Here is a 21,046-nt window from a genome sequence, read left to right on the forward strand (position 1 = left end):
TGGACGCAGACTATTTGAGGAACTGGGTGGTATAGCCAAGTGTGGGGTCGATGGGTTGTTTGATGACGCCGAGGGAGTAGAGCTGGTCGGCGGTGGTCTTCCAGCGAGCTGGATCGAACTGGCCGATATGCGCGCCCGTGGTGTCGTCGCCGGTGACGAAGTTTCCGGACTTGAGGGTCTTGTAGCTGTACTCGGCCCAATCGGGGCTCATGGCGGGGTTGAGCTTTTCGATGAGGGCGTTAGCGGGGCCGGGGTCGCGCATGTACTCCTGCCAGCCGTGGATGGAGGCGCGGACGAACCTGGCGACGATGTCAGGGTGTTGTTTTGCGTAGTCCGCGGAGGTGAAGAAGACGCGGTAGGGGTCGTAGCCAGCGTCGCGATTGAGCAGCATGCGTGCGGGGGCGCCACCCTTGTTGGCGAAGTAGGGCTCGGAGGTGAGGAAGCCCTGCTGGATGTAGTTGGGGTCCTGAATGAAGCTGGCTACGGAGAAGGTTGCGGGGACCTCGTGGACGTTATTGAGGTGGTACTTGTGCACGAGGAACTCCCACCAGGTTGAGCCGGGTTTTACGGCGATGGTATGGCCGTTGAGATCGGTCCAGGTGTGCACGGGTGAGTTCTGGTGGAGGAGTATTCCCTGGGGGTCGTGCTGCATGGTGGCGCCAATCGCGATGATGGGCTCGTGTGAGTTGGCGATCGCTTCGAGGATGTGGTCGGATGATTGCATTCCGAACTGGATCTTGCCGCTGGCGATCAGGGCGTCGGTGGAGGTGTATGGCCCGCCGGGGAGGATGGTGACGTCGAGGCCTTCGGCTTTGTAGTAGCCCTTGACCAGCGCCGTGTAGAAGCCGCCGTGCTCAGGCTGAGGATACCAGTCGGTCTGGAAGGCGACGGGAGTGAGGCCGGAGATGTCAGTTTGTTTGTGGCAGCCGGCAAGGCAGAATGCGAGAAACGCGAAGAGGGCGAGCCTGGTTCCGTAGCGGTGTGCAGGGTGGGAGCTCATGCTTGCAGCGTAGCAAACTTTTTGCGTGGCCTAGAGAGCGAAGGCCGGTAGATTCGCGCTGAGGGCGAGGAGTTCTGCATCGTGGCCTATGGGAGCGACGAGCTGCATGCCGCCGGGAAGCGTGACTACGGGCAGGCCGCAGAGGCTGATGGGGACGGTGTAGCGGAGGATGCGGGTGCGGGTTTGAGTGTGGTCGTCTGCTGCGAGCAAGGCTTGCATGGGCGCACAGGGTAGCAGCAGGTAATCAAAATGTTTGAAGAGAGCGTTGGCCGTGGCGCGGAAGAGTTGCAGGCGTGCGCGAAGGGATGCGATTTCATCGTTCGATATGGATGCACCCCAGGTAAGGCGCTCGGCGATCATGGGTTCGAAGTGAAGGAAGTAGCCGCGGTGCAGAGCTGCGGCTTCGCTGGCCTGGATGGGGGCGAAGATATCGATGGCGTCGTGCCAGGGTGCCGCGTCAAAGCGTTCGAGTGTGGTCCCTTGTTGGGCGAGCAGCGATTGCCAGCGATCGAGTCCGGCGAGGATGGCTGGCTCAGCGTCGTGGAGGAAAGCCTCGCCGGGTATGCCGATGCGCAGTGATGCGAGTGACGGCGCTGTGGCAAAAGGGAGATCGAAGAGAGCGTTGCCGAGGAGTGGGCCGTCGGAGAGATTGCGGTAGAGCCAGCCGAGGGTATCAAAGGAGGCGGCGAGGTGTGCGCCTCCGCGCCACAGAGCCGCAGTGTTGAGCGAGAGCGACGAGCGGTAGCCGCAGAGTCCACAGAGAGCGGCTGGAACCCTGATGGAGCCGCCGGTGTCGGTGCCGATGGCGGCGAGTGCGGAGCCTTCCTGCACGCTGGCTGCGGCTCCGCTGGAAGAGCCACCGGTGAGGCGTGCGGGGTCGTCTGGTTGGAGGCAATCGCCGAAGTCGCGGCTCTGGCCGGTGATGCCGTAGGCAAGTTGGTGCAGGTGTGTCTTGCCGGTGATGATCGCTCCGGCAGAACGGAGCCTTGCCGCGACAGCAGAATCAGTCGGAGCGATGCCGTGGTGTTCGCGGTAGAAGAGCGAGCCGCATGAGGTTGGAAAGCCGGCCAGGTCGAAGCAGTCTTTTAGCGAGATGGGGATGCCCCAGAGTGGTTGGGTGTCGATGTCTTCGTGGCGGAGATTTGCGGCCTGCTCGCGCGACCATGCGGCGTTCTGCGCGAGGTAGACGTTGTGGCCTGCGTTGCTGTTGGCATGTTGGAGCACGCGCCCGAGCTCAGTGATGGGATCGGTAGTGTTGTTGCGGTAATGCTCGCGAAGCGAAGTGATGCTAATGCCGGAAGACATGCGGCGATTGTAACGGTGGTGCCGATGAGTTCGCGAGAGGAAGCTTATTTGGAAAACGCTCGCAACGTGCTAACGTCGAGTATGGCTCTGAAAGCACCTAAACCCTTGCGTGGAGCCGCCCTGGATGCAGAGCGGATGCGTGGGCTTGTGGCATGGACCGCACGCACTCTGGAGACGGAAAATCCTGTGCCGTTTGGTGCTGAGATTGTGCACACGAAGACAGGCGAGCGGTTGATGCGTGCGACGAATGCCGTGCGCCAGGAGAATGACCCAAGCTCACACGCGGAGTTGCGCACGGTGCGGCTGGCATGCAAAAAGCTGAAGGGGTTTTCTCTGAAGGGACACACCATGTATACGACGTGCGAGCCTTGCCCGATGTGCATGGCCAACGCGTTGTGGGCCGGGTTGGATCGCGTGGTCTATGGGACAACGATTGCCGATGCGAACTGCTTCTGCAACCAGATTCAGATACCGGCGACCGAGGTTGCACAACGCAGCGATATGAAGTGCGAGGTGGTTGGACCGGTGGAGCAGGGGCTGTGTCTTACACTGTTCACACATCCCAATATGCAACGTGCGTTCCGGACATGGAGCAGCCGCAAGAGGAAGTAGAAACAGCGCAGAGGGTAATGCGCGGCGCAGCATAAGACAGGAGCCTTCGATGAGTGATCTCGCCGCAGGAATGGAACAGGTCTTAGGCGATGGGTCGCGGGTGCTTACGCAGCCCCAGATGGTGGAGCGGCTGTCGAAGGATTTTTACTGGTACTCACCTGTACTGAAGGCGATGCTGGATAACAAGCGCGCGGATGTGGTGGTGCAGCCGGTGAACGTGGAGGAGATCCGTGCGGTGTTGCAGTACTGCCATGCGCATGAGGTGCCGGTGACGGTGCGCGGTGCGGGCACGGGGAACTATGGGCAGGCGATTCCGTTGAACGGTGGCGTTGTGCTTGACCTTCAGCGGATGGACAAGATTGAGGCGATTGGTGAGGACGGTGTCGCGGTATGCGAACCGGGCGTACGGCTTGGAGTGCTAGAGACGAGCGCGCGAGAAGTGGGGTGGGAGCTGCGGTGTTATCCCTCGACCGTAGCGAAGGCATCGCTGGGTGGGTTCCTGGGTGGAGGTTCCGGGGGCGTCGGTTCAGTGAAACATGGCGGGTTGCGCGACTTCGAGACCGTGCGCGCGATTGAAGTTGTGACGATGGAGTCTGAGCCGCGTGTTGTGAAGCATGAGGGGCAGGCTGTGCATGAGATTCTGCACGCATGGGGCACCAATGGCGTCATCACCAGGATTTGGTTTGCGCTGGCGCCGGCGGTGGCGTGGTCGCAGGTGGTGCTCACATTTAAGAGCTTCGATGAGGCGTTTAATTTTAGTGAGCGCATTGCGACCGATGCGACCTGGGATAAGCGGTTGATTACGGTTTTCGAGTGGCCGTTGCCGTCGTATTTCGGCCCAGTGAAGCAGCTTGTTCGTGAGGGTGAGGCCTCGGTGTTTTTTCTGATTGCAGATGCGCAGATGGACACCTTGCGGGAGGTTGCAGATGAAGCTGGTGCTGCAGTGATGCTGGCCCAACCGTATGCGGGGCTGCGGTCGCAGCCACTGCTTTCGGACTACACGTGGAACCACACGACGCTGTGGGCGATGAAGGCCGATCCGACGTACACGTATCTGCAGTGCGGCTTCAGTCCTGAACGCGCGCGGGAGCAGTTTGCACTACTGAAGAGCAGATATGGCGAGGATTTCCTGCTGCATATCGAGTGGATGAAGAATGGCCAGGGTGTCATGATTCCGGGGGCGATACCGGTGGTGCGCTTCAGTACGGAGGAGCGATTGAACGAGATGATCGACTACTGTCGCGAGATTGGTGTATTCGTCGCAAACCCACATGTGAACCATGTGGAAGGCGGTGGGCGATATCGCGAGGACAATGTGCAGTTACAGGCGAAGTACAAATATGACGCAAAGGGATTGATGAACCCTGGGAAGATGGCGAGCTTTGCGCGGCGGCAAGCCCTTGAGGAGCAGCCGGCATGAAGACGTGGATTCCCGATGCACGCAAGTTCGCGTATCTGACCTGGAAGCAAGTGGAGGCTCTACCGAAGGACAAGACGCTGCTGGTGCTGCCGACTGGTGCGATCGAGCAGCACGGGCATCATCTGCCTTTGGCGACAGATACCTTGACAAGCAATCTGTTGCTGGGGCGTGCGCTGCAGTTGTTGCCGGCGGACGCTCCTATCTATGCCCTGGAGACGATCTGCTATGGGAAGAGCAATGAGCACATCGGGTTTCCGGGTACGATGACTCTCTCTGCAGCGACATACATGGCGGTGCTGCGAGATATTGGGGCGAGCGTGGCGGCGGCAGGAATCAAGAAGCTGCTGCTGTTCAATACGCATGGAGGGAACTCCTCGCTGAATGATGTGATGGCGCGCGATCTGCGTGCGGAGTTTGGATTGCGGACGTTCCATATGAGCGGTGGCGCTGGCGCTAAAGCGGAGGGGTTGAGTCCGCAAGAGGCCAAGTATGGGTTCCATGCGGGTGAGGTGGAGACCGCGTGGTTGCTGGCGGCGACTCCGGAGCTCGTGAAGACGGATGCGTATACGACGAACTACATTGCGCGGATCGAAGAGAACAATGTGCTGTCGCCTGAGAACGGCGCGGTGAACTTTGCATGGCTTACGCGAGACATCTCGCCGAGCGGTGTGCTGGGTGATCCGCGGCCGGCGACGGCTGAGAATGGCGAGCGCTGGATTGCAGCCTGCGCAGAGAAGGCTGCAGCCGCGTTGATGGCCGCCTATGAATATGAGAACCACTACAAGCCTTAACGACGTATGAGGATTTGAGCGAATTGGCGGGAACGAATCTATTGGTGGACTGCGGCGATGGCGTGATGCTGGAGCGAGGCGTCGCGTGCCGCTTGCAGGACGGCACTGTCCTGCGCTCAGACCATTACTATCCGCCAGGCGGAGGGAAGCAGCCGACGCTGTTGATGCGGCAACCGTATGGGCGGGATATTGCGTCAACGGTGGTGTACGCTCACCCGATCTGGTTCGCGCGTCGAGGATATAACGTCGTGATTCAGGATGTTCGTGGGCGCGGTGGGTCGGAGGGGGAGTTCTATCCGTTTCGCAATGAGGGGCGTGATGGCGCAGAGACCATTGCGTGGCTGCGTATGCGGCCTGAGTGCAATGGGCGTGTGGGGATGTATGGCTTCTCGTACCAAGGGATGACGCAACTGCTAGCTGCCGCAGAGCAGCCGGAGGGGTTGGAGTGCATTGCGCCAGCGATGACTGCGTGCGATCTCTATGCGGGGTGGTTCTATCACAATGGGGCGCTGCGGTTGGCGTCTTCGCTGGGGTGGGGCGTGCAGATGCTGAAGGAAGATGCTGTGCGGCGCGGGTTGCACGAAGGACGGGCGAAGCTCGAAGCAGCGTGGACGAACCTGCGTGCTCAAACATGGTTCATGCCGTATGGTGAGCATCCTGTGATTACAGATCCGGAGCTGCCGTCGTATGTGCGCGACTGGTTCGAACACGATGTGCCGGGAGAGTACTGGAGCTCGATGGATGTGAGTGCGCGCGCAAGTGACATCCGCGTGCCTGCATTGCATGTTTCGGGTTGGTATGACACGTATCTGCAGGGCAGCGTGCTTGGATTTGAACTGCTGCGGACTCAGGCAGGCTCGAACCATGCGCGGGACAACCAATACCTGCTGGCGGGGCCGTGGGTGCATATTCCGTGGGGTGACCGTGTAGGGGAGTGTGATCTTGGTGCTGAGGCGCGGTTGGATACGGACGAGTTGCTGCTGCGCTGGTTCGACCATTGGCTGAAAGACGCAGATACGTTTGCGAACGAGCCGAAGGTGCGCCACTTTGCGATGGGGGTGAACCGGTGGCTCGCGGCTGACGATTGGCGTGGAGATGCGACGATGAGCTTATATCTGCACAGTGGTGGGCGAGCCGAGTCGCGAAAGGGAGACGGTGGGCTTTCGACGGTGAAGGCTGCGGATGAGCCTTCTGACATTTTCGTGTATGACCCGGAGGTGCCGGTGATGTCTCCGGGAGGCGCGCAGGGTGTGAGCGGGCCAACAGATCAGGCCGTGCTGGAGATGGGAAACAATCTGCTGGTTTATACGGGGGAACCGCTTGGAGACGCGCTGCATGTTTTCGGCGCGCCGAAGGTGACGCTGTATGCTGCGACGTCGGCGAGCCATGCGGATTTTGTTGCCAAGCTGGTGCGCGTGCTGCCGGGTGGACGTGCGGAGTTTGTCTGCATGGGCATTGCACGTTCCAGCGCGTTGTTTGGGGATGAGTATCAAGCCGATTCGGTGCATGTGTGGGAGTTTGAGCTTGAGCCTACCTCAACGGTGTTTGCCGTGGGAGAACGGGTGCGACTTGAAATCGCCGGTTGTGCATTTCCGCTTTACGATCGCAGTTCTTCCAACGAGACTAAGCCGAGGGACATGACTCCATTTAATTGGGGGCGGTCGACGCATTGTGTATTTCACGACGAGGCGCGGCCTTCGAGGCTTTCATTGCAGGTGATTGCATGACCACTGTGCCTGAGATTTTGTTTCGCGGTGTGGGGAAGCGGTTCGCGGCCAAGACGGCACCGGTGCTCGAGGGTATCGACCTTTCGATTGAACGGGGAGAGTTTGTGTCGATTGTCGGTCCTTCGGGTTGCGGGAAGTCGACGCTGTTGAAGATGGTCGCCGGATTGACATCGTGTACGACTGGGCAGATCGAGATCAACGGGATGGAGCCTAAGAACGCGCGCGAGATTGTTTCGTTCGTGTTTCAGGATGCGACGCTGCTGCCGTGGCGGACGGTGGAGCGCAATGTTGCGTTATCGCTGGAGCTGGAAGGACGTACGAGGGATGAGACGTCGGCGACGGTGGCACAGCTGCTGGAACTGGTGGGGCTATCTGAGGTGGGCAAGAGTTACCCTCGGGAGCTCTCGGGTGGTATGAAGATGCGGGTGTCGATTGCGCGTGCGTTGGCAACGCAGCCGCGTGTGCTGTTGATGGATGAGCCCTTCGCCGCGCTGGATGAGATGACTCGCGACCGAATGAATGAAGAGCTGTTGCGGTTGCGCGAAGAGAAGAACTGGACGGTGTTGTTTGTCACGCACTCGGTTGCGGAGGCTGTGTTTCTGTCGTCGCGGGTGATTGTGCTGGCGCCTTATCCGGGCCGTGTAGCAAACGAAGTCGCGATTGATTTGCCGTATCCGCGCACGGCAGAGACGCGCGAGAGCGCGGATTTCGATACCCTGGTAAACAGGACTTCGAAGCTGTTGCGGGAGGTCCACCGGGGATGAAGAACAAGCTGAAGCTGCTTATGAACAGCGTAGCCGTCTTCGGGGCGTTGCTTCTGCTATGGCAGAGCGTTATCTGGATATTCAGCGTGCCGAGTTATATGCTGCCTACGCCGTGGAAGGTGGCGCAGGTGTTTGCGGCACGGCTGCCAGATCTGTGGGCGTCGACACTTCTCTCGGCGGAGGCGGCTGTTGGAGGTTTGCTGGCTAGTATTGCTGTAGGAGTGCTGGTGGCATTGATCTTTGCACGCTCGCGGTCGATACGAACGCTGCTTTATCCGTACACAATTTTGCTACAGACGGTGCCGATCGTCGCAATCGCACCGCTGATTCTGATGTGGGTGGGGCAAGGGTTGCTTTCGGTGGGAGTGGTGACGTTCATCATCTGCCTGGCGCCTATCATTGCGAATACGACGCAGGGGCTTATCAGTGTTGACGACAACCTTGTGCAGCTGTTTTTGATGCACAATGCTACGCAAGGCCAGATTTTGCGTAAGCTGCGATTGCCACATGCGTTGCCCTATTTGTTTGTGGGGGTAAGAATCTCAAGTGGCATTGCTGTGATCGGAGCGATTACAGGTGAACTGTTTGCTGGATCGGGCCAGGTAGGGCGGGGTGGGATTGGCTATTCGATCCTGTATGCGCAGACCCAGGTCCAGACTGACTACCTATTTGCGCTGGTGATCGCTGCTACGTTGCTAGGCTTCTCGTTGTTTTTTGCCGTCATGTTTTTTGAGTGGTTGGCGCTGCACAAGTGGCATGAGTCGGCGCTGGAAAGCCGCGCTGAAGCTTAGTGCGGGAAGAAAGGGAAGTTACGTGCTTCGGCTTGAGACTGACAAAGGATGGTTGTTGGTAACGCACCCTGATCACGCGCACCTTGCGGGTGAGTTTGCGTCGCAATGGGGCAATGAGATGTTTGCTCCTCCGGAGCCGCGGGAGCACGTGCTGCGCGGGGTTTATCGGCATGACGATGGCTGGCGAGGGCGCGATATTCAGCCGGCGGTGACACAGCAGGGCAAACCGGCAGCTTTCTCGGCTGAACTTGTGGGGGCTTATTCTGCCTTTGAGGAGATCGATCTTGCGGCGTATCTAGCGGTGCGGCGCGAAGCCGTGCAACTGATCGCACAGGAAGACGCCTATGCCGCGATTTTGATTTCGATGCACACACACGATTTGCTTTCGGAACGGGCTGACCGCAGCACGATTCGGCCGGAGCAGTTGCCGTGGCTGGATGCGTTTCTAGTGGAGCAGATGTCGTTGCAACGTGCTTTGCTGGAGCAGCTTCAAGAGGCTGGGACGATTGCGGCGGAGGCATTTACTGCGGAGACGTTCCAGCGGAACTTTCAACTGCTGCAGGCTTGTGACAATCTCTCGCTGCTGAGTTGCGTAGACTTTGGCGGTGAAGCGACGTTACTGCACCCGCTGGCGTTGCGTAACGGTGGCACCAGTGAAGTGCGCGTTGAGCGCACCGGAGAGCGCGCTTTTCGGTTGACGCCGTACCCGCTGGCCTCTTCTAAGCTGGTGTTTGGGTTGAAGGCCCGGTTTGTCGAAGGCAAGAGGTTTGCCGATGCCGCGCAGTTGAAGTCGCTGCTGGATGAGGCGCCGTTTCAGCAGCTGGATGTGACGATTACAGCTTAGACATCGGCAGCGTCGAGACGTGTGCGGAGACGATGCGCCATCCTTCTGGCATACGCACCCAGACCTGGCTCTGCCGGCCACGGACCTTGCCGGCAGCGGTATCGCGTTCGAATTCGAGGGTGATGCTGCCGAAGTCGGTGCCAAAGGACGTTATCTCAAGCCTGATTGTGCGGCGTTCAAGGTTCACGGCTGGACGCGATTTGCGAAAGGCCTCGATCTCGTCTGTGCCATAGAGGTTCTCGCCTGCGCCGAAACGAATGGCGTGTGGCGAGTCCCAGAACATCGCGGTGAGTGTTGCGACGTCGTTGTGGATGAGCGCGTTTTCGTAGCGAGGATAGAGGTCTCGGAGTTCCGCAATGATAGCTGGGTCGTTGATCTTCATGCGGCTCCTAGTGGATGGGGAAGAGTTTGCGTGGCGGCAGGATGGACTTGGCAATCGCCGCGGAGACGGTGATCATGGGTTCGTTGACGACCTGGCTGATTTGAAGCTTCATGGCGACGCTGCAGAGCAGGTAGGCATGGACCGGGTCGAAGGACCAGCGAGAGGCGAGCAGGTCGACCATGCGATCGGTGGCGTTGAGGGCTGCGGTGAGCGCGTCGGGGTGGGATTCGACGACGAGCCAGGAGTGGCCGTGCTCGTCGGAGGGAGCGGATTCGATGAGCGGCGCGGAGAGTGACTGATTCTTGTGCAGCGTAAAGCGGAGGGTGGCGTCGGCAGGGCACTCGATGCCGTTGATGCAGACCTCGCCGTCGCCTTGCGCGGCGTGGGCGTCGCCGCAGGAGAATAAAGCGCCGGGTTGCTGGACGGGCAGGTAGAGTGTGGCGCCGGTAGCGAGTTCGCGGACATCCATGTTGCCGCCGAAGATGCCGGGAGGGCGGGTTCGGAACTCACCGGGTTCGGCTGGAGCGACGCCCATGACTCCGCAGAAGGGACGTAAAGGTACGATCGCGGGTTCGAGGGAGTGCGTGGTCGCGTGGTCGAGATGCCAGTGGAAGAGGAATGGTTCGGAGAAGCGCTGTTTGAGAAAGCCGAGGCCAGGGATGACGCTGGACCAGCCCCAACCCTTATGTTTCACCTCAAGAACATCAATCTGGAGAACGTCTCCGGGGCGGCGCCCTGGATGGCGACGGGGCCGGTGAGCGCGTGGATGAGGGTGCGGTCGATGTTCTGGAAACCTTCGGCGGTCATGCCGGGGTGGACCTGCGCACCGCTGGCGTCGACGCATTCAAAGTGGACGGTGTCGCCGGGAGAGATGGTGAGGCGCGGAGGCAGGGCGGCGTTCCAGCGGGAGTGCGTGGGAGTGGCAGAGAGGTTATGTTCGGCCATGGTCAGATCTCCACCGTCATCTGGAGTTCGACGAGAGCATGGCGCGGTAGACCGCTTACGCCGATGGCTGCGCGGACGTGTCGGCCGGGTTCACCGAAGATCGCGAGGAAGAGGTCGGAGGCGCCGTTGATTACTTTAGGTGAGTCCGCGAATCCAGGCACCGAGTTTACATAACCGTTGACGGTGATGATGCCGCGGATCTTTTCGAGCGAACCGAGGTGGGATTCAAGGACGGCGAGCTGGAGTAACGCGCAGCTGCGGGCGGCGGCGTAGCCTTCCTCGATGTTGCGGTCGAGGCCCAGGGTGCCGGTGATGATGCCGTCGGGTGTCTGCGAGATGACTCCGGCGAGATACACAATGTTACCCGCGGTCTTCGCGGACATGTAGTTGCCGCCGGGTGCGGGTGGCGGAGGGAGTGTAAGGCCAAGGTGTTCGAGTGCTGTGCGCGGGTTCGTCGGTGGCATCGGAATGGTGATACTGTAGCACGGTCTTTCCGGTACAGAGCCGTTGCGGTAGCATCGAGGTCACACTCAGGAGGAAGCAATCCATGAATATGGCGCGGCTCGCCAAGGTGCTGCTGCTGGCGGCAATGGCGTTCTTCTTTACGCTGGTTGTGCTGAACAACACGACGGACTTCGACTCGAACTATCAGTTTGTGCGCCATGTGCTGATGATGGATTCGACGTTTCCGGGCAACCATGGGATGTGGCGGGCGGTGTCGGCGCCCTGGGTGCACCTGGCGTTTTATTGCAGCATCATCGCGTGGGAGACGCTGAATGCGGTGCTGTGCTGGTGGGGAGCGGTCTCGCTACTGCGTGCGTTGCGTGCGCCGGTGGTGGAGTTTCAACGGGCGAAGAGAGTCGGCATCGCTGCGCTGACGGCGGGGATGCTGCTGTGGTTTGTGGCCTTCCTTTCGGTGGGCGCGGAGTGGTTTCTGATGTGGCAGTCGAAGCTGTGGAATGGGCAGGATGCGGCGTTTCGCATGTTTGCCTGCGAAGGCATCGTGCTGGTGATTCTGTTGCTGGGTGAGGCGGACTAGCAGCATTTTTCCAGTTTGCGGGGCTGCACCCTCCCCCCTTTTGCTCGCAAGATCCGGAGCGGATTGAGGTTAGGCTCGTAACCAGTTTGGTGGTTACTTTGTGGGCTGATTGACAAAGAGCGTGAGACGACAAAACCCGGCCTTGGCCGGGTTTCTGCTTCAGTTCTATTGTATCCGGGCTGTCAAGTGGTTATGCTCGCGCCTTTGGCGCATCGCTGCGGCAAAGGCGCTCACGCAAAGTACGCGAAGTGAGCAGAGTTGCGCGACGGCGGTTGGGGTGAGGCCTTGCGGTGTTGTGGTGACTCCGAAACGCGGATTCCCTTCGGGAATGACAAGCCTAAAGACGGGATGGGAATGGCCAGTGCAATGAACACCCTGCCTGAGAGGGAGATGCCCTATGCTTTGGGGTGCAGTTGCTGGTGCCAGGCCCAGGCGCTGGCGATGATGTCGTCGAGTTCGGGGTGCTTCGGGTTCCAGCCGAGGTTCTGCTTGGCCTGCTCGGAGCTGGCGACGAGGCGCGCCGGATCGCCGGGGCGGCGGTCCTTGATCTCGACGGGGATGGGGTGGCCGGTGACGCGGCGCGCGGATTCGACAACCTGCTTGACGGAGAAGCCGCTGCCGTTGCCGAGGTTGTAGATCATCTTGTCCTGGTGCTCGAGGGCCCGCAGGGCGAGGATGTGGGCGTCGGCGAGGTCGGCGACGTGGATGTAGTCGCGGATGCAGGTGCCGTCGGGCGTGTCGTAGTCGTCGCCGAAGATGAAGATCTTTTCGCGGCGGCCGAGGGCGACATCGAGGATGAGCGGGATGATGTGGGACTCGGGCTCGTGCGCTTCACCGCGATGAGGAAGAGCACCGGCGACGTTGAAATAGCGCAGGGCCGCGTAACGCAGACCATGGAGCTGGTTGAACCAGCGAAGCATGTGCTCGACGAGGAGCTTGGATTCTCCGTAGGGGTTGGTGGGAGCGAGGTCGGCGGTTTCGAGGATAGGTGTGGACTTGGGCTCGCCGTAGACGGCGGCGGTGGAAGAGAAGACGATCCTGTTGGTGCCGGTGGCTAACATGGCTTCCAGCAATGCGAGCGTGGAGGCGGTGTTGTTGCGGAAGTAGACCTCGGGGACCCGCATGGAGTCGCCAGCTTCGATGAGCGCGGCGAAGTGCAGGACGCCGTCGGGCTTGAGGTCGCGCAGGAGGGACTCGACGCGGGGGCGGTCCGCGATGTCGGCTTCGACGAAGTCGGCGCCAGCGGGGACCTCATGGCGTTTGGCGTGGCAGAGGTTGTCGAGGATGGTGACCTTGTGGCCAGCCTGCATGAGGATGGTGGACACGGTGCCGCCGACGTAGCCGGCGCCTCCGGTTACAAGAACGTTCATGAGTTACTCCTTGCTGGAAGAGACTGCAGTTCGAAGTGTAGCTGCCGCGGATTCAGGCGTGATGTCGCGTTGGGGTGAGCCCAGCAACTCAAAGCCGACCATAAATTTGCGGACCGTCGCAGAGCGGAGGAGTGGTGGGTAGAAGTGCAGGTGCATAAGCCACTCCGGATGCGGTTCTCCGTCGCAGGGTGCGGAGTGGAGGCCCATGGAGTACGGGAAGGGCGTATCGAAGACGCGGTTATAGCCGGCAGTGACCTGCTTGAGGATCGCGGCGAGGCCGTCGCGCTGGGCGGGGCTGAGGGTGTCGACGGAGGCTGCGTACTGCTTTGGCAGCAGCATGAGCTCAAAGGGCCAGACGGCCCAGAAGGGCACGAGCGCGACCCAGGTGTCGTTTTCGACGACGATGCGCTCGGCCTGCTTGAGTTCGAGCGCGAGGTAGTCGGCGAGCAGCGGCTTGTTGTGCGCGGCGAAGTACTCCTGTTGAGACAAGAGTTCGAGGGCAGGCTCGTTGGGGATGTGTTCGGTTGCCCAGATCTGTCCGTGCGGGTGCGGGTTGCTTGCTCCCATCATGGCGCCACGGTTCTCAAAGATCTGGACGTAGCGGATGGCGGGGTCGGCACCGAGTTCTGCGGCCTGTTCTGCCCACATCTCGATGACGCGGCGCACTGCCGGCAGCTCCATGGTGGCGAGGGTGAGGTCGTGGCGGGGATCGAAGCAGAGGACACGACAGATGCCGCGTTCGGTTTGTGCCTTGAGCAGGCCTGCGTTATCGGTGTCGAGTGAGGCGCTGACGACGTCGGGTTTGAGTGCGGCGAAGTCGTTTTCGAAGACGAAGGTGCCGGTGTATTGCGGGGTGTGATGTCCGCCTGCACGCGTGTTGCCGGGACAGAGATAGCAGGTTGGGTCGTAAGCCAGGGCGGCGGGTTTGACTGTGTCTTCGGTCTGTCCCTGCCAAGGGCGCTGCGTGCGGTGCGGTGAGACGAGCACCCACTCGCGTTTGAGGGCGTTCCAGCGGCGATGAGGGGACTGGAGAAAAGCGTTGTCCATCATGCGTGAAGTCCCCCGGTGTTGCGGAGTGCGGCACCGTCGACTGGCTCGCAGATGTAGATCTCGGCGTCGATCGAAAAAGCTTTTTTGTACGCGTCGGAGAGCGCCTTAGAGAACGGTGCGCTCTGGGCACGATCTACGAGGTTGACGGTACATCCGCCAAATCCGCCGCCGGTGAGACGGGAGCCGTAGCAGCCGGGGAGCGCTGCGGCGGTGTCGACGAGGAAGTCGATCTCTTCGCAACTGCATGCGAAGTCGTCGCGTTCGCTGGAGTGGCCCTGAAGCATCAGTTCGCCGAGAGCGCGGGGGTCACCGGCGAACATGGCTTCCCTTGCCTGCAGCACGCGATGGTTGTCACTGATGATGTGGCGGCAGCGAAGGAAGGACTCTGGGGGCATATCGGCACGAGCTGCTTCGAGTTGACCGAGAGTGGCATCGCCGAGGTCGCGCAGCGTGGGGAATTTCTTGAGGAGCGCCTCCTGGCCTTCCATCACCTCGCGGTGACGCACGCCGTACTCTCCGGAAGCTACTGAGTGCTTGACCATGGAGTTACAGACGACGATGTAGGTGCCGGAGAGATCGCCCTGGTTCATGGGGAGATGGTCGTACTCGAGAGTGCGGGTGTTGAGCAACAGGGCATGGCCTGCTTTGGCAGCCGCGATCGCAAACTGGTCCATGATGCCGCAAGGGGAGCCGACGTATTCGTTTTCGGCGGCGCGGCAGAGGACAGAAACCTCTTCGAGAGGCAAGGAGGCGTTTGCGGTTGCCAGCAGTGCATAGGCGGTCGCGACCTCAACCGAGGCGGATGAACTGAGACCCGCGGCGAAGGGGACGTTGCCGCTAAGGTGCAGGTCGAAGGCTGAAGGCCGGATGCCTCGCATCTGAAGCTGGTGGAGGACGCCAACCGGGTAGTCGCTCCAGTCGTCGATGCGAGGGGATTGGTCGGATAGGGATATTTCGCGGGTAGCGGCCGGGTATATTTCGCTGCTGAAGCGGTAGCCGCCGGTGGTTGCGGGGGTAATCCGGGCCTGGGTGTAAAAGGGAATCGCCATAGGTAGGACGAGGCCGCCCGTGTAGTCCGTGTGCTCGCCCAGTAGATTGACGCGGGCGGGCGCAATGTACGCGTTTGCACGCACAGTGTTGGGAGGGGCAGAAACGGATGGGTGGATGTTGGCCATGAGCTCTAGCGTCTTCCATCCATCATACGGCAGCGGGTGCTACTGTCCACAATCTGGGAGTTTTAAGGGACGAGTTCGGTCGCCGAAGCGGCTGAGAGCTGGTGAATGGCCAGCCACGTCTGCTGATAGGCGCTGATGGCTGCGGCGTCGGTGGTCCGGGTGTCGCGGACCGCGTCGAGGTAGTCGATCAGGGCGATGCCGCCGTGCTCGAAGGCGAACTGGGCGATGCTCAGGACGTCCGTTGTTTCGTCGAGATAGTGTTGCGTGTAGCGGTCGGAGAGGCGCTTGGACTGGGCGTAGTTGACCCAGGCCTGATCGACGTCGGAGATGACCTGGTTGTGGGCGGCGGCGGCGGTGAACTTGGAGGCCTCGGTCTGAAACACGGCGGTCTTCTTGTTGCCCTGGTTGTGATCGAAGATGCGGAGCGGGATGTTCACTGAAAAGCCCGCGGTGTTTTCCGTGCCGGCGCGGTCGTACTCTGCTTCGAGGGTGGGGTCAGTGGTGCCGTTGGCGTAGGCGAGCTTCTGATTCGCTTCCGCGACGGATATGGCAAATTTGGCTGCGGCGAAGTCGGGCCGCTTGTCGAGGGCGTCCTGGGTGAGTTCGGCCTGAGTCTGTGTGACGACGGGTGGGACGACTTCACCGGTGATATCGAAGTCGGCTGTGGGTATGTCGATGCCGATGAGTGTCTGGAGCTGGTCGCTTGCCTGGCGCAGGTTGACGAGGCCCGTTGCTTCGTCGGACTCGAAGCTGGCGAGTTGCAGGTCGAGGCGCTCGAAGTCGATCTTGCTGAGATCGCCAGCCTGATAGCGGTCGTGCGAGATGTCGACTTCATGCTGGAATTCGCTGAGGCTGTCGGTTGCGAGCTGTAAGGAGGCCTTTGCCATCAGCATCTGGGTGAAGGCAGTTTTTACGCTGAGGATGGTCTGGCGCGTGGTGTCCTGCAATTGAGCTTCGGTCTGGGCTGTGGTGGCCCGGGCGCTATCGAGACGCCACTCACGCTTGTTGCCGCGCTCAAAGAGGCGGGAGATCTGTACGGAGTAGTTGTAGGGGTTGTTCGCCGAATCCGGTTCGGTGACGTCTGTTCCGGCTACTCCCAGGTTGGGGTTCTGGCGAACGCCGGCCTGGATCTCCTGGGCGCGCACGGCCTGCAGATTGCGTTGCGCGGCGAGCAGGGTCAGGTTCTTGGTCCGAGCCATGTCGATGACCTGTGCGAGTGTGTAGGCCCCGAGTTTTGCCGGAACAGGCTTGCGCGGATCGGGTACGTGAATTGAGTTGGCGTAACCCAACGGGGGCTGCTGCGTGGTATCGCTGGAGCTCTGAGGCTGAACCTGCGCGGAGAGTGGCGCGATGGCGGCGAACGAGAGCACAAGTGCGAGGCCAGCGAGTTGTTTGGGGCGGAGGTTGATGATGGATGTCATGGTTCCTGGCCTCAGCTTTCGAACTCGGCGTCGGGTTGCGGGAGAACGTCCGTGCTGCGTGCGGCCCACACATACAGGGTAGGAAGCAAGAAGACTCCTATGAGCAAGGCCCCCATCAGGCCGCCGACGATGACGATGGCGAAGGGACGTTGCGAATCTGAACCGATGCCGTGAGAGGTAGCCGCGGGCAAGAGCCCGAGTGTTGCGACGAGCATCGTCATCATGATGGGGCGAAGTCTGAGAACGGCGCCTTCAACGGCGGCGTCCCTGACGGAGTGACCGTTTACGCGCATCTGATTGATGTATTCGAGCATGATGATGCCGGTTTGCACGGACACACCGAAGAGGGCGAGGAAGCCGACGCCTGAAGAGACACTGAAGTGAGTTCCGGAGAAGAGTAAGGCCAACAGACCGCCGATCGGCGCGATGATGACGTTGCACAAGATCAGCACAGCCCACTTGAAGGAACTGAACATGGCATAAAGGATAAGAAAGATGATGAGGATGGTGATTGGAAGCACCAGCATCAGGCGGCGTGAGCTTCGTTTCTGGCTTTCGTACTCTCCGGCCCAATCAAGATGATAACCCGTGGGCAGAGACACGTCCTTGTTCACTTTGGCGATGGCCTCTTCGACGGTGCTGCCGAGGTCGCGATCGCGGACGCTGTACTTGATTGCGATGTAACGGCTGCTGCCTTCACGGTAGATTTCTTCGGCGCCATCAGTGACTTTGACGTGGGTAAGCTGTGCGAGAGATACACGCTCGCCGGATGGTGCTAGCAGGCGGATATTGCCGATCTCTTCGGGCGTGGTGCGGTACTTCGGGTTGTAGCGCACCATGACGTCATAGCGTGCCTCGCCATCGAGGACTTGAGTTACGGGAGCGCCGCTGATGGTGCCTCCAACGGCACCTTCAATCGCATTCTGGATGTCGGCGACGTTGATGCCGTAGCGCGCTGCCGCTTCGCGGTCTACAACAAAATCGAGATTAGGTTGGCCGATGATATGGAAGAGACCAAGATCAGCGATGCCGCGTATGCCGCTCATCACTTGAACGATTTGATCGCCCTTTGCCTCAAGGACCTTGAGGTCCGAACCATAAAGTTTGACGGCCAGTTCGCCTTTGACGCCGCTGACAGCCTCCTCGACGTTGTCAGAGATAGGCTGCGAAAAATTCCAGACCACGCCTGGTGTCTTTTCGAGTTCGCGGTCCATGGCTGCGATCAGCTCATCTTTGTTCTCGTGAAAGACGGGGCGCCACTCTTTTTTGGGTTTCAGATCGACGAAGTACTCTGTGTTGAAGAAGCCGGTGGTATCGGTGCCGTCGTCGGGCCGCCCTATCTGGCTGACGACCTGAGTGACTTCGGGGAAGCTTGCCAGGGTAATGCGTGTCTTGTTGGCGATGGCGAGGCTTGCCGTGGGGCCTTCGCTGGGGGCCAGAGAGCCTCGTACCCAGATTGCGCCCTCGTCGAGGTGTGGGAGGAACTCAGAGCCAATGGCGCCGCCGAATGCGAGGTAAGCTGCCAGTGCAAGCAAGAAAACTGCGATACCGATGGGGACGAATTTGTGGTCGATCGCCCAGAGAGCGGCGCTCCGGTATCGCGTGGTGATCCAGTGCAGCACGGGGTTTTCCCACTCGGAAGTTCCCTTTGCAAAGAGGAAGCTCGCGAGGACGGGTGCTACGAGCATGGAGAAGATGAGCGCGCCCAGCAGGGCGAACGCTACGGTCCAGGCCATGGGCTTGAAGAGGCGGCCTTCGACGGACTGTAGTGTGAAGATGGGGAGATAAGTCGTGATGATAATCGCGATGGCGTAGAAGACGGGGCGTTGCACTTCGTGCGCGGACTCGCGAATCTGCTCCAGGACCGTCCGTTCGAGCTCACGCTTGTGGCTTAGGTGGCGAACGATGTTCTCGACCATTACGACAGCGCCGTCTACGACCATGCCGAAGTCCAACGCGCCCAGGGAGAGTAGATTCGCCGGGATATGGCGAAGGTCGAGACAGATGGAGGCGAAGAGGAGTGAGAAGGGAATGGTAATGGCGACGATGAGAGCGCCGCGGGCGTTACCCAGGAATGCGAACAGAATAATAGCAACGAGCACGATGCCGATGGTGAGGTTCTCGAGCACCGTGTGGGTGGTGAGCTTCAGGAGGTCGCTGCGGTCGAGGAACGGCACGATCGTGACGCCCTTGGGCAGGAAGTGTTCGTTGAGCTCCTTGACCTTGGCGTGGATGCCATCGAGGACTGCATCCGAGTTGTCGCCCTTCTGCAGCAGGAGAACGCCTTCGACAACATCGTCATCGTCGACGAGCTTGCCGTCGTCGTGAAGGATTGGCTTCGAATCTGAGACGCGATCTCCGCACGTGCTGTCCGCTGGCTTGCAGGTTTTGCCGATCTGGCCGAGGCGGATTTTGGGTCCTTGCTGCACGGTGGCGATGTCGCTGACGCGCAGCGCGGTACCGTTGGAGGCTTTGAGGACGGTCTGTTCAATATCGTGGACATTGGTGAAGAGTCCGATTTCCTGCACGTTGATCTGCTGCTGGCCCTGCTCGATGAAGCTGCCGCCGGCGTTGACGTTGTTGGCGGCGAGTTGTTGTTGCACCTGCTGAAGGGTGAGGCCGTAGGAGATCAGCTTATTGGGGTCGACGATGACCTGATACTCGCGCGTGATGCCGCCGAAGCTGGAGACGTCGACGACGCCGGGGACACTGCGGAAGGCCTTTTCGAGCTGCCAGTCCTCAATGCTCTTGAGGGCCATGGTGTCGTATTCGGGATTGGTACTCTTTAATGTGTACCAATAGATCTGGCCGACGGGGCTCCAGTCTGTGCCGATCTGCGGCTGCAGGCCCGCGGGCAGAGAGACCTGGCTGAGGCGCTCAAGGACTTTTTCGCGGTTCCAGTCGTCGACACTGTCGTCGTCGAAGATCATGGTGACGCTGGAGAGGCCGGCGAGCGTGGTGGAGCGCAGATGGCTCATGTGCGGGATGCCCGCCATTGCGATTTCCATTGGCACGGTGACCTGTTGCTCCACATCTTCGGCGGAGCGGCCGGGCCACTGAGTGATGATGCTGACGTAGTTGTTCGCGACGTCGGGATAGGCTTCGACGGGAAGATTGTGGAAGGATATGGCCCCCCAGACGAAGAGCATTAACGCGCCAAGCAGGATGATGAAGCGATTGTTGAGCGAAAAATCGACGATCTTCCGGATCATTCCTGGTCCGCCGTGTTCTGCAGGTCGAGAGCGTTTGATACTACCTGCTGCCCAACGGTCAGGCCCGATGTCACCTCCACAAGGTTATTGCTCAGGGGTCTGCCAGTTTGTATCTGCACGCGTTTGAACGTGCCACTGATGGCTGTCGGCATGAAAACGTAGCTGCGATCATGCAGTTGGAGAATTGCGCTTGCCGGTATAACAGTCGCCTGCTCCGGCTTGGAGGCCATGAGCGTGCCAGTTGCGAACATGCCAAGACGAAGTTCGCCATTTGGGTTCGACACCTGAATCCTCACCTTTGCTGTGCGAAGGTTGGGGTCAAGTTGAGCACCAATATCGGAGATAGTGCCGGAGAAGGTCTTGCCGGGGTAAGCGGTGAGATGAATATCTGCGTGCTGACCCAGGTGGACGTCACGCAGGTCATTCTCGTAGACGTCCACAATGATCCATACATGTGAGAGATCGGCGATCGTGAGCGAACCGGTCGATCCAGCGTACGTTATGCCCGCCGCGCCTGCGTTGGTGACGTTTTGGCCGATGATGACGCCGGAAGCGGGAGCGTACACCTTAACCGTGTCACCCGGGTGTGCCTTGTCAACGCCGTAGATTCTAAGCTGTTGTTGTGCCGCCGTAAGGTCGGCGCGAGCGTCATCCTCACTGTCCTGAGCGGCTTCCATTTGGGACTTCGGGATCGCGCCTTTGTCGTAGAGCAGCTTATCGCGGTCGAGAGTGACGCTGGTCAAATGCTCGTCGTTCACGGCCTTGAGATACGCGTCGAAGGCGGTTGTCACATCCGGGCTTTGGACCTCCATCACAAGCTGGCCCTTGCGGACGTTATCTCCGAGGCCGACGTGGAGACCGACGACGCGCCCGTTGGCAAGCGACAAGACCGGAATCTCGCGGGAGACATCGGGATTTACCGTTCCTGTTACGTCAATGGTGCGGACGATCGGCTGGCTTGTGGGCGTGACCAAGGCAAAGCGCCCAGGGTTCTTGACCGTGACCGAGTTGCTTCCGCCAGTCTCAACCACCTGTGGGCTCGCGGGACCCTCGGCATCCGGGCCAGGTGCTTTACCTTTGCATGCAGTGAGGCCTAACGATAGCAAGATGCTGGTTGTCGCCACGCAGCAGAGGGTGGCGCCGCGAAAGCAGGGAGTGTTCCGACTGGGGCGTTGACTAGGCGTCATTTTGTTTGCAT

The 21,046-nt window shown here is 60.2% G+C and carries 20 protein-coding genes; 8 read left to right on the top strand and 12 right to left on the bottom strand.

Translation table 11 applies throughout. The annotated features are described in order from the left end of the window. Positions 1-10 precede the first annotated feature (10 nt). Both GOB94_RS12805 and GOB94_RS12810 read right to left on the bottom strand, forming a co-directional pair. A complete protein-coding gene (locus GOB94_RS12805) occupies positions 11-1,000 on the bottom strand; it encodes an ABC transporter substrate-binding protein (protein WP_182276282.1) in 990 nt (329 codons plus the stop codon). A gap of 30 nt (positions 1,001-1,030) precedes the next feature. Beyond that, positions 1,031-2,305: an amidase gene (locus GOB94_RS12810; RefSeq protein WP_182276283.1), complete on the bottom strand. Its 1,275-nt coding sequence runs from the start codon at positions 2,303-2,305 to the stop codon at positions 1,031-1,033. A gap of 105 nt (positions 2,306-2,410) precedes the next feature. Here GOB94_RS12810 and GOB94_RS12815 point away from each other — a divergent pair, with 105 nt between their 5' ends. The 7 genes from GOB94_RS12815 to GOB94_RS12845 are packed head-to-tail and all read left to right on the top strand — an operon-like array spanning position 2,411 to position 9,254. Continuing rightward, positions 2,411-2,917: a nucleoside deaminase gene (locus GOB94_RS12815; RefSeq protein WP_182276284.1), complete on the top strand. Its 507-nt coding sequence runs from the start codon at positions 2,411-2,413 to the stop codon at positions 2,915-2,917. A gap of 49 nt (positions 2,918-2,966) precedes the next feature. Next, positions 2,967-4,337, top strand: coding sequence for an FAD-binding oxidoreductase (locus GOB94_RS12820; protein WP_182276285.1), 1,371 nt, complete (start codon positions 2,967-2,969; stop codon positions 4,335-4,337). After that, positions 4,334-5,128, top strand: coding sequence for a creatininase family protein (locus tag GOB94_RS12825; protein ID WP_182276286.1), 795 nt, complete (start codon positions 4,334-4,336; stop codon positions 5,126-5,128). Before GOB94_RS12820 ends, GOB94_RS12825 begins: the two co-directional genes overlap by 4 nt. Positions 5,129-5,151: 23 nt before the next feature. Next, complete coding sequence (locus GOB94_RS12830; RefSeq protein ID WP_182276287.1) at positions 5,152-6,855, top strand: CocE/NonD family hydrolase; 1,704 nt, start codon at positions 5,152-5,154, stop codon at positions 6,853-6,855. After that, entirely contained in the window at positions 6,852-7,619 is a 768-nt protein-coding gene (locus GOB94_RS12835; protein ID WP_182276288.1) for an ABC transporter ATP-binding protein, read from the top strand. Before GOB94_RS12830 ends, GOB94_RS12835 begins: the two co-directional genes overlap by 4 nt. Further along, positions 7,616-8,410, top strand: a complete 795-nt coding sequence (locus tag GOB94_RS12840; RefSeq protein ID WP_182276289.1) for an ABC transporter permease — start codon at positions 7,616-7,618, stop codon at positions 8,408-8,410. Before GOB94_RS12835 ends, GOB94_RS12840 begins: the two co-directional genes overlap by 4 nt. A gap of 52 nt (positions 8,411-8,462) precedes the next feature. Then, positions 8,463-9,254, top strand: a complete 792-nt coding sequence (locus GOB94_RS12845) for a DUF3891 family protein (protein WP_182276290.1) — start codon at positions 8,463-8,465, stop codon at positions 9,252-9,254. On the opposite strand, the gene hpxZ is transcribed toward GOB94_RS12845, so the two are convergent. From hpxZ to GOB94_RS12860, 4 genes are read right to left on the bottom strand one after another with little or no spacing between them, the layout of a single operon-like run. After that, positions 9,244-9,636 (bottom strand): oxalurate catabolism protein HpxZ, encoded by a 393-nt coding sequence (hpxZ, locus tag GOB94_RS12850; protein ID WP_182276291.1) that lies wholly within the window; start codon positions 9,634-9,636, stop codon positions 9,244-9,246. The genes GOB94_RS12845 and hpxZ overlap by 11 nt on opposite strands. A gap of 7 nt (positions 9,637-9,643) precedes the next feature. Beyond that, entirely contained in the window at positions 9,644-10,330 is a 687-nt protein-coding gene (locus GOB94_RS12855; RefSeq protein ID WP_255483940.1) for an acetamidase/formamidase family protein, read from the bottom strand. Continuing rightward, positions 10,327-10,581, bottom strand: a complete 255-nt coding sequence (locus GOB94_RS16915; protein ID WP_255483941.1) for an acetamidase/formamidase family protein — start codon at positions 10,579-10,581, stop codon at positions 10,327-10,329. Before GOB94_RS16915 ends, GOB94_RS12855 begins: the two co-directional genes overlap by 4 nt. A gap of 2 nt (positions 10,582-10,583) precedes the next feature. Beyond that, positions 10,584-11,045, bottom strand: a complete 462-nt coding sequence (locus GOB94_RS12860; protein ID WP_182276292.1) for a RidA family protein — start codon at positions 11,043-11,045, stop codon at positions 10,584-10,586. An 83-nt stretch (positions 11,046-11,128) separates the two neighbouring features. On the opposite strand from GOB94_RS12860, the gene GOB94_RS12865 reads away from it, so the two are divergent. Continuing rightward, entirely contained in the window at positions 11,129-11,620 is a 492-nt protein-coding gene (locus GOB94_RS12865) for a DUF2165 domain-containing protein (RefSeq protein WP_182276293.1), read from the top strand. 395 nt (positions 11,621-12,015) lie between these two features. Here GOB94_RS12865 and galE read toward each other — a convergent pair whose 3' ends face one another. From galE to GOB94_RS12895, 6 genes are all read right to left on the bottom strand, one after another. Next, positions 12,016-12,990, bottom strand: coding sequence for a UDP-glucose 4-epimerase GalE (galE, locus tag GOB94_RS12870; protein ID WP_182276294.1), 975 nt, complete (start codon positions 12,988-12,990; stop codon positions 12,016-12,018). Positions 12,991-12,993: 3 nt separating this feature from the next. After that, a complete protein-coding gene (locus GOB94_RS12875; RefSeq protein ID WP_220464925.1) occupies positions 12,994-14,040 on the bottom strand; it encodes a UDP-glucose--hexose-1-phosphate uridylyltransferase in 1,047 nt (348 codons plus the stop codon). Next, positions 14,037-15,215, bottom strand: coding sequence for a galactokinase (galK, locus tag GOB94_RS12880; protein WP_182276295.1), 1,179 nt, complete (start codon positions 15,213-15,215; stop codon positions 14,037-14,039). The genes GOB94_RS12875 and galK overlap by 4 nt, the downstream gene beginning before the upstream one ends. Before the next feature lie 62 nt (positions 15,216-15,277). Further along, complete coding sequence (locus GOB94_RS12885) at positions 15,278-16,636, bottom strand: TolC family protein (RefSeq protein ID WP_182276296.1); 1,359 nt, start codon at positions 16,634-16,636, stop codon at positions 15,278-15,280. A gap of 11 nt (positions 16,637-16,647) precedes the next feature. Continuing rightward, on the bottom strand, positions 16,648-19,848 hold the full coding sequence (locus tag GOB94_RS12890; protein WP_182276297.1) for an efflux RND transporter permease subunit: 3,201 nt from the start codon (positions 19,846-19,848) through the stop codon (positions 16,648-16,650). Next, positions 19,845-20,822, bottom strand: coding sequence for an efflux RND transporter periplasmic adaptor subunit (locus GOB94_RS12895; RefSeq protein ID WP_255483944.1), 978 nt, complete (start codon positions 20,820-20,822; stop codon positions 19,845-19,847). Before GOB94_RS12895 ends, GOB94_RS12890 begins: the two co-directional genes overlap by 4 nt. Positions 20,823-21,046: the final 224 nt, after the last annotated feature.

It is taken from the genome of Granulicella sp. 5B5 (assembly GCF_014083945.1).
GTDB lineage: Bacteria > Acidobacteriota > Terriglobia > Terriglobales > Acidobacteriaceae > Granulicella.

Excerpts from the sequence above, each read along its gene's own strand:
- GOB94_RS12805 (WP_182276282.1), bottom strand. The coding sequence starts at position 1,000 with ATGAGCTCCCACCCTGCACACCGCTACGGAACCAGGCTCGCCCTCTTC.
- GOB94_RS12810 (WP_182276283.1), bottom strand. The coding sequence starts at position 2,305 with ATGTCTTCCGGCATTAGCATCACTTCGCTTCGCGAGCATTACCGCAAC.
- GOB94_RS12820 (WP_182276285.1), top strand. The coding sequence starts at position 2,967 with ATGAGTGATCTCGCCGCAGGAATGGAACAGGTCTTAGGCGATGGGTCG.
- GOB94_RS12825 (WP_182276286.1), top strand. The coding sequence starts at position 4,334 with ATGAAGACGTGGATTCCCGATGCACGCAAGTTCGCGTATCTGACCTGG.
- GOB94_RS12835 (WP_182276288.1), top strand. The coding sequence starts at position 6,852 with ATGACCACTGTGCCTGAGATTTTGTTTCGCGGTGTGGGGAAGCGGTTC.
- GOB94_RS12840 (WP_182276289.1), top strand. The coding sequence starts at position 7,616 with ATGAAGAACAAGCTGAAGCTGCTTATGAACAGCGTAGCCGTCTTCGGG.
- hpxZ (WP_182276291.1), bottom strand. The coding sequence starts at position 9,636 with ATGAAGATCAACGACCCAGCTATCATTGCGGAACTCCGAGACCTCTAT.
- GOB94_RS16915 (WP_255483941.1), bottom strand. The coding sequence starts at position 10,581 with ATGGCCGAACATAACCTCTCTGCCACTCCCACGCACTCCCGCTGGAAC.
- GOB94_RS12860 (WP_182276292.1), bottom strand. The coding sequence starts at position 11,045 with ATGCCACCGACGAACCCGCGCACAGCACTCGAACACCTTGGCCTTACA.
- GOB94_RS12865 (WP_182276293.1), top strand. The coding sequence starts at position 11,129 with ATGAATATGGCGCGGCTCGCCAAGGTGCTGCTGCTGGCGGCAATGGCG.
- galE (WP_182276294.1), bottom strand. The coding sequence starts at position 12,990 with ATGAACGTTCTTGTAACCGGAGGCGCCGGCTACGTCGGCGGCACCGTG.
- GOB94_RS12875 (WP_220464925.1), bottom strand. The coding sequence starts at position 14,040 with ATGATGGACAACGCTTTTCTCCAGTCCCCTCATCGCCGCTGGAACGCC.
- galK (WP_182276295.1), bottom strand. The coding sequence starts at position 15,215 with ATGGCCAACATCCACCCATCCGTTTCTGCCCCTCCCAACACTGTGCGT.
- GOB94_RS12885 (WP_182276296.1), bottom strand. The coding sequence starts at position 16,636 with ATGACATCCATCATCAACCTCCGCCCCAAACAACTCGCTGGCCTCGCA.
- GOB94_RS12890 (WP_182276297.1), bottom strand. The coding sequence starts at position 19,848 with ATGATCCGGAAGATCGTCGATTTTTCGCTCAACAATCGCTTCATCATC.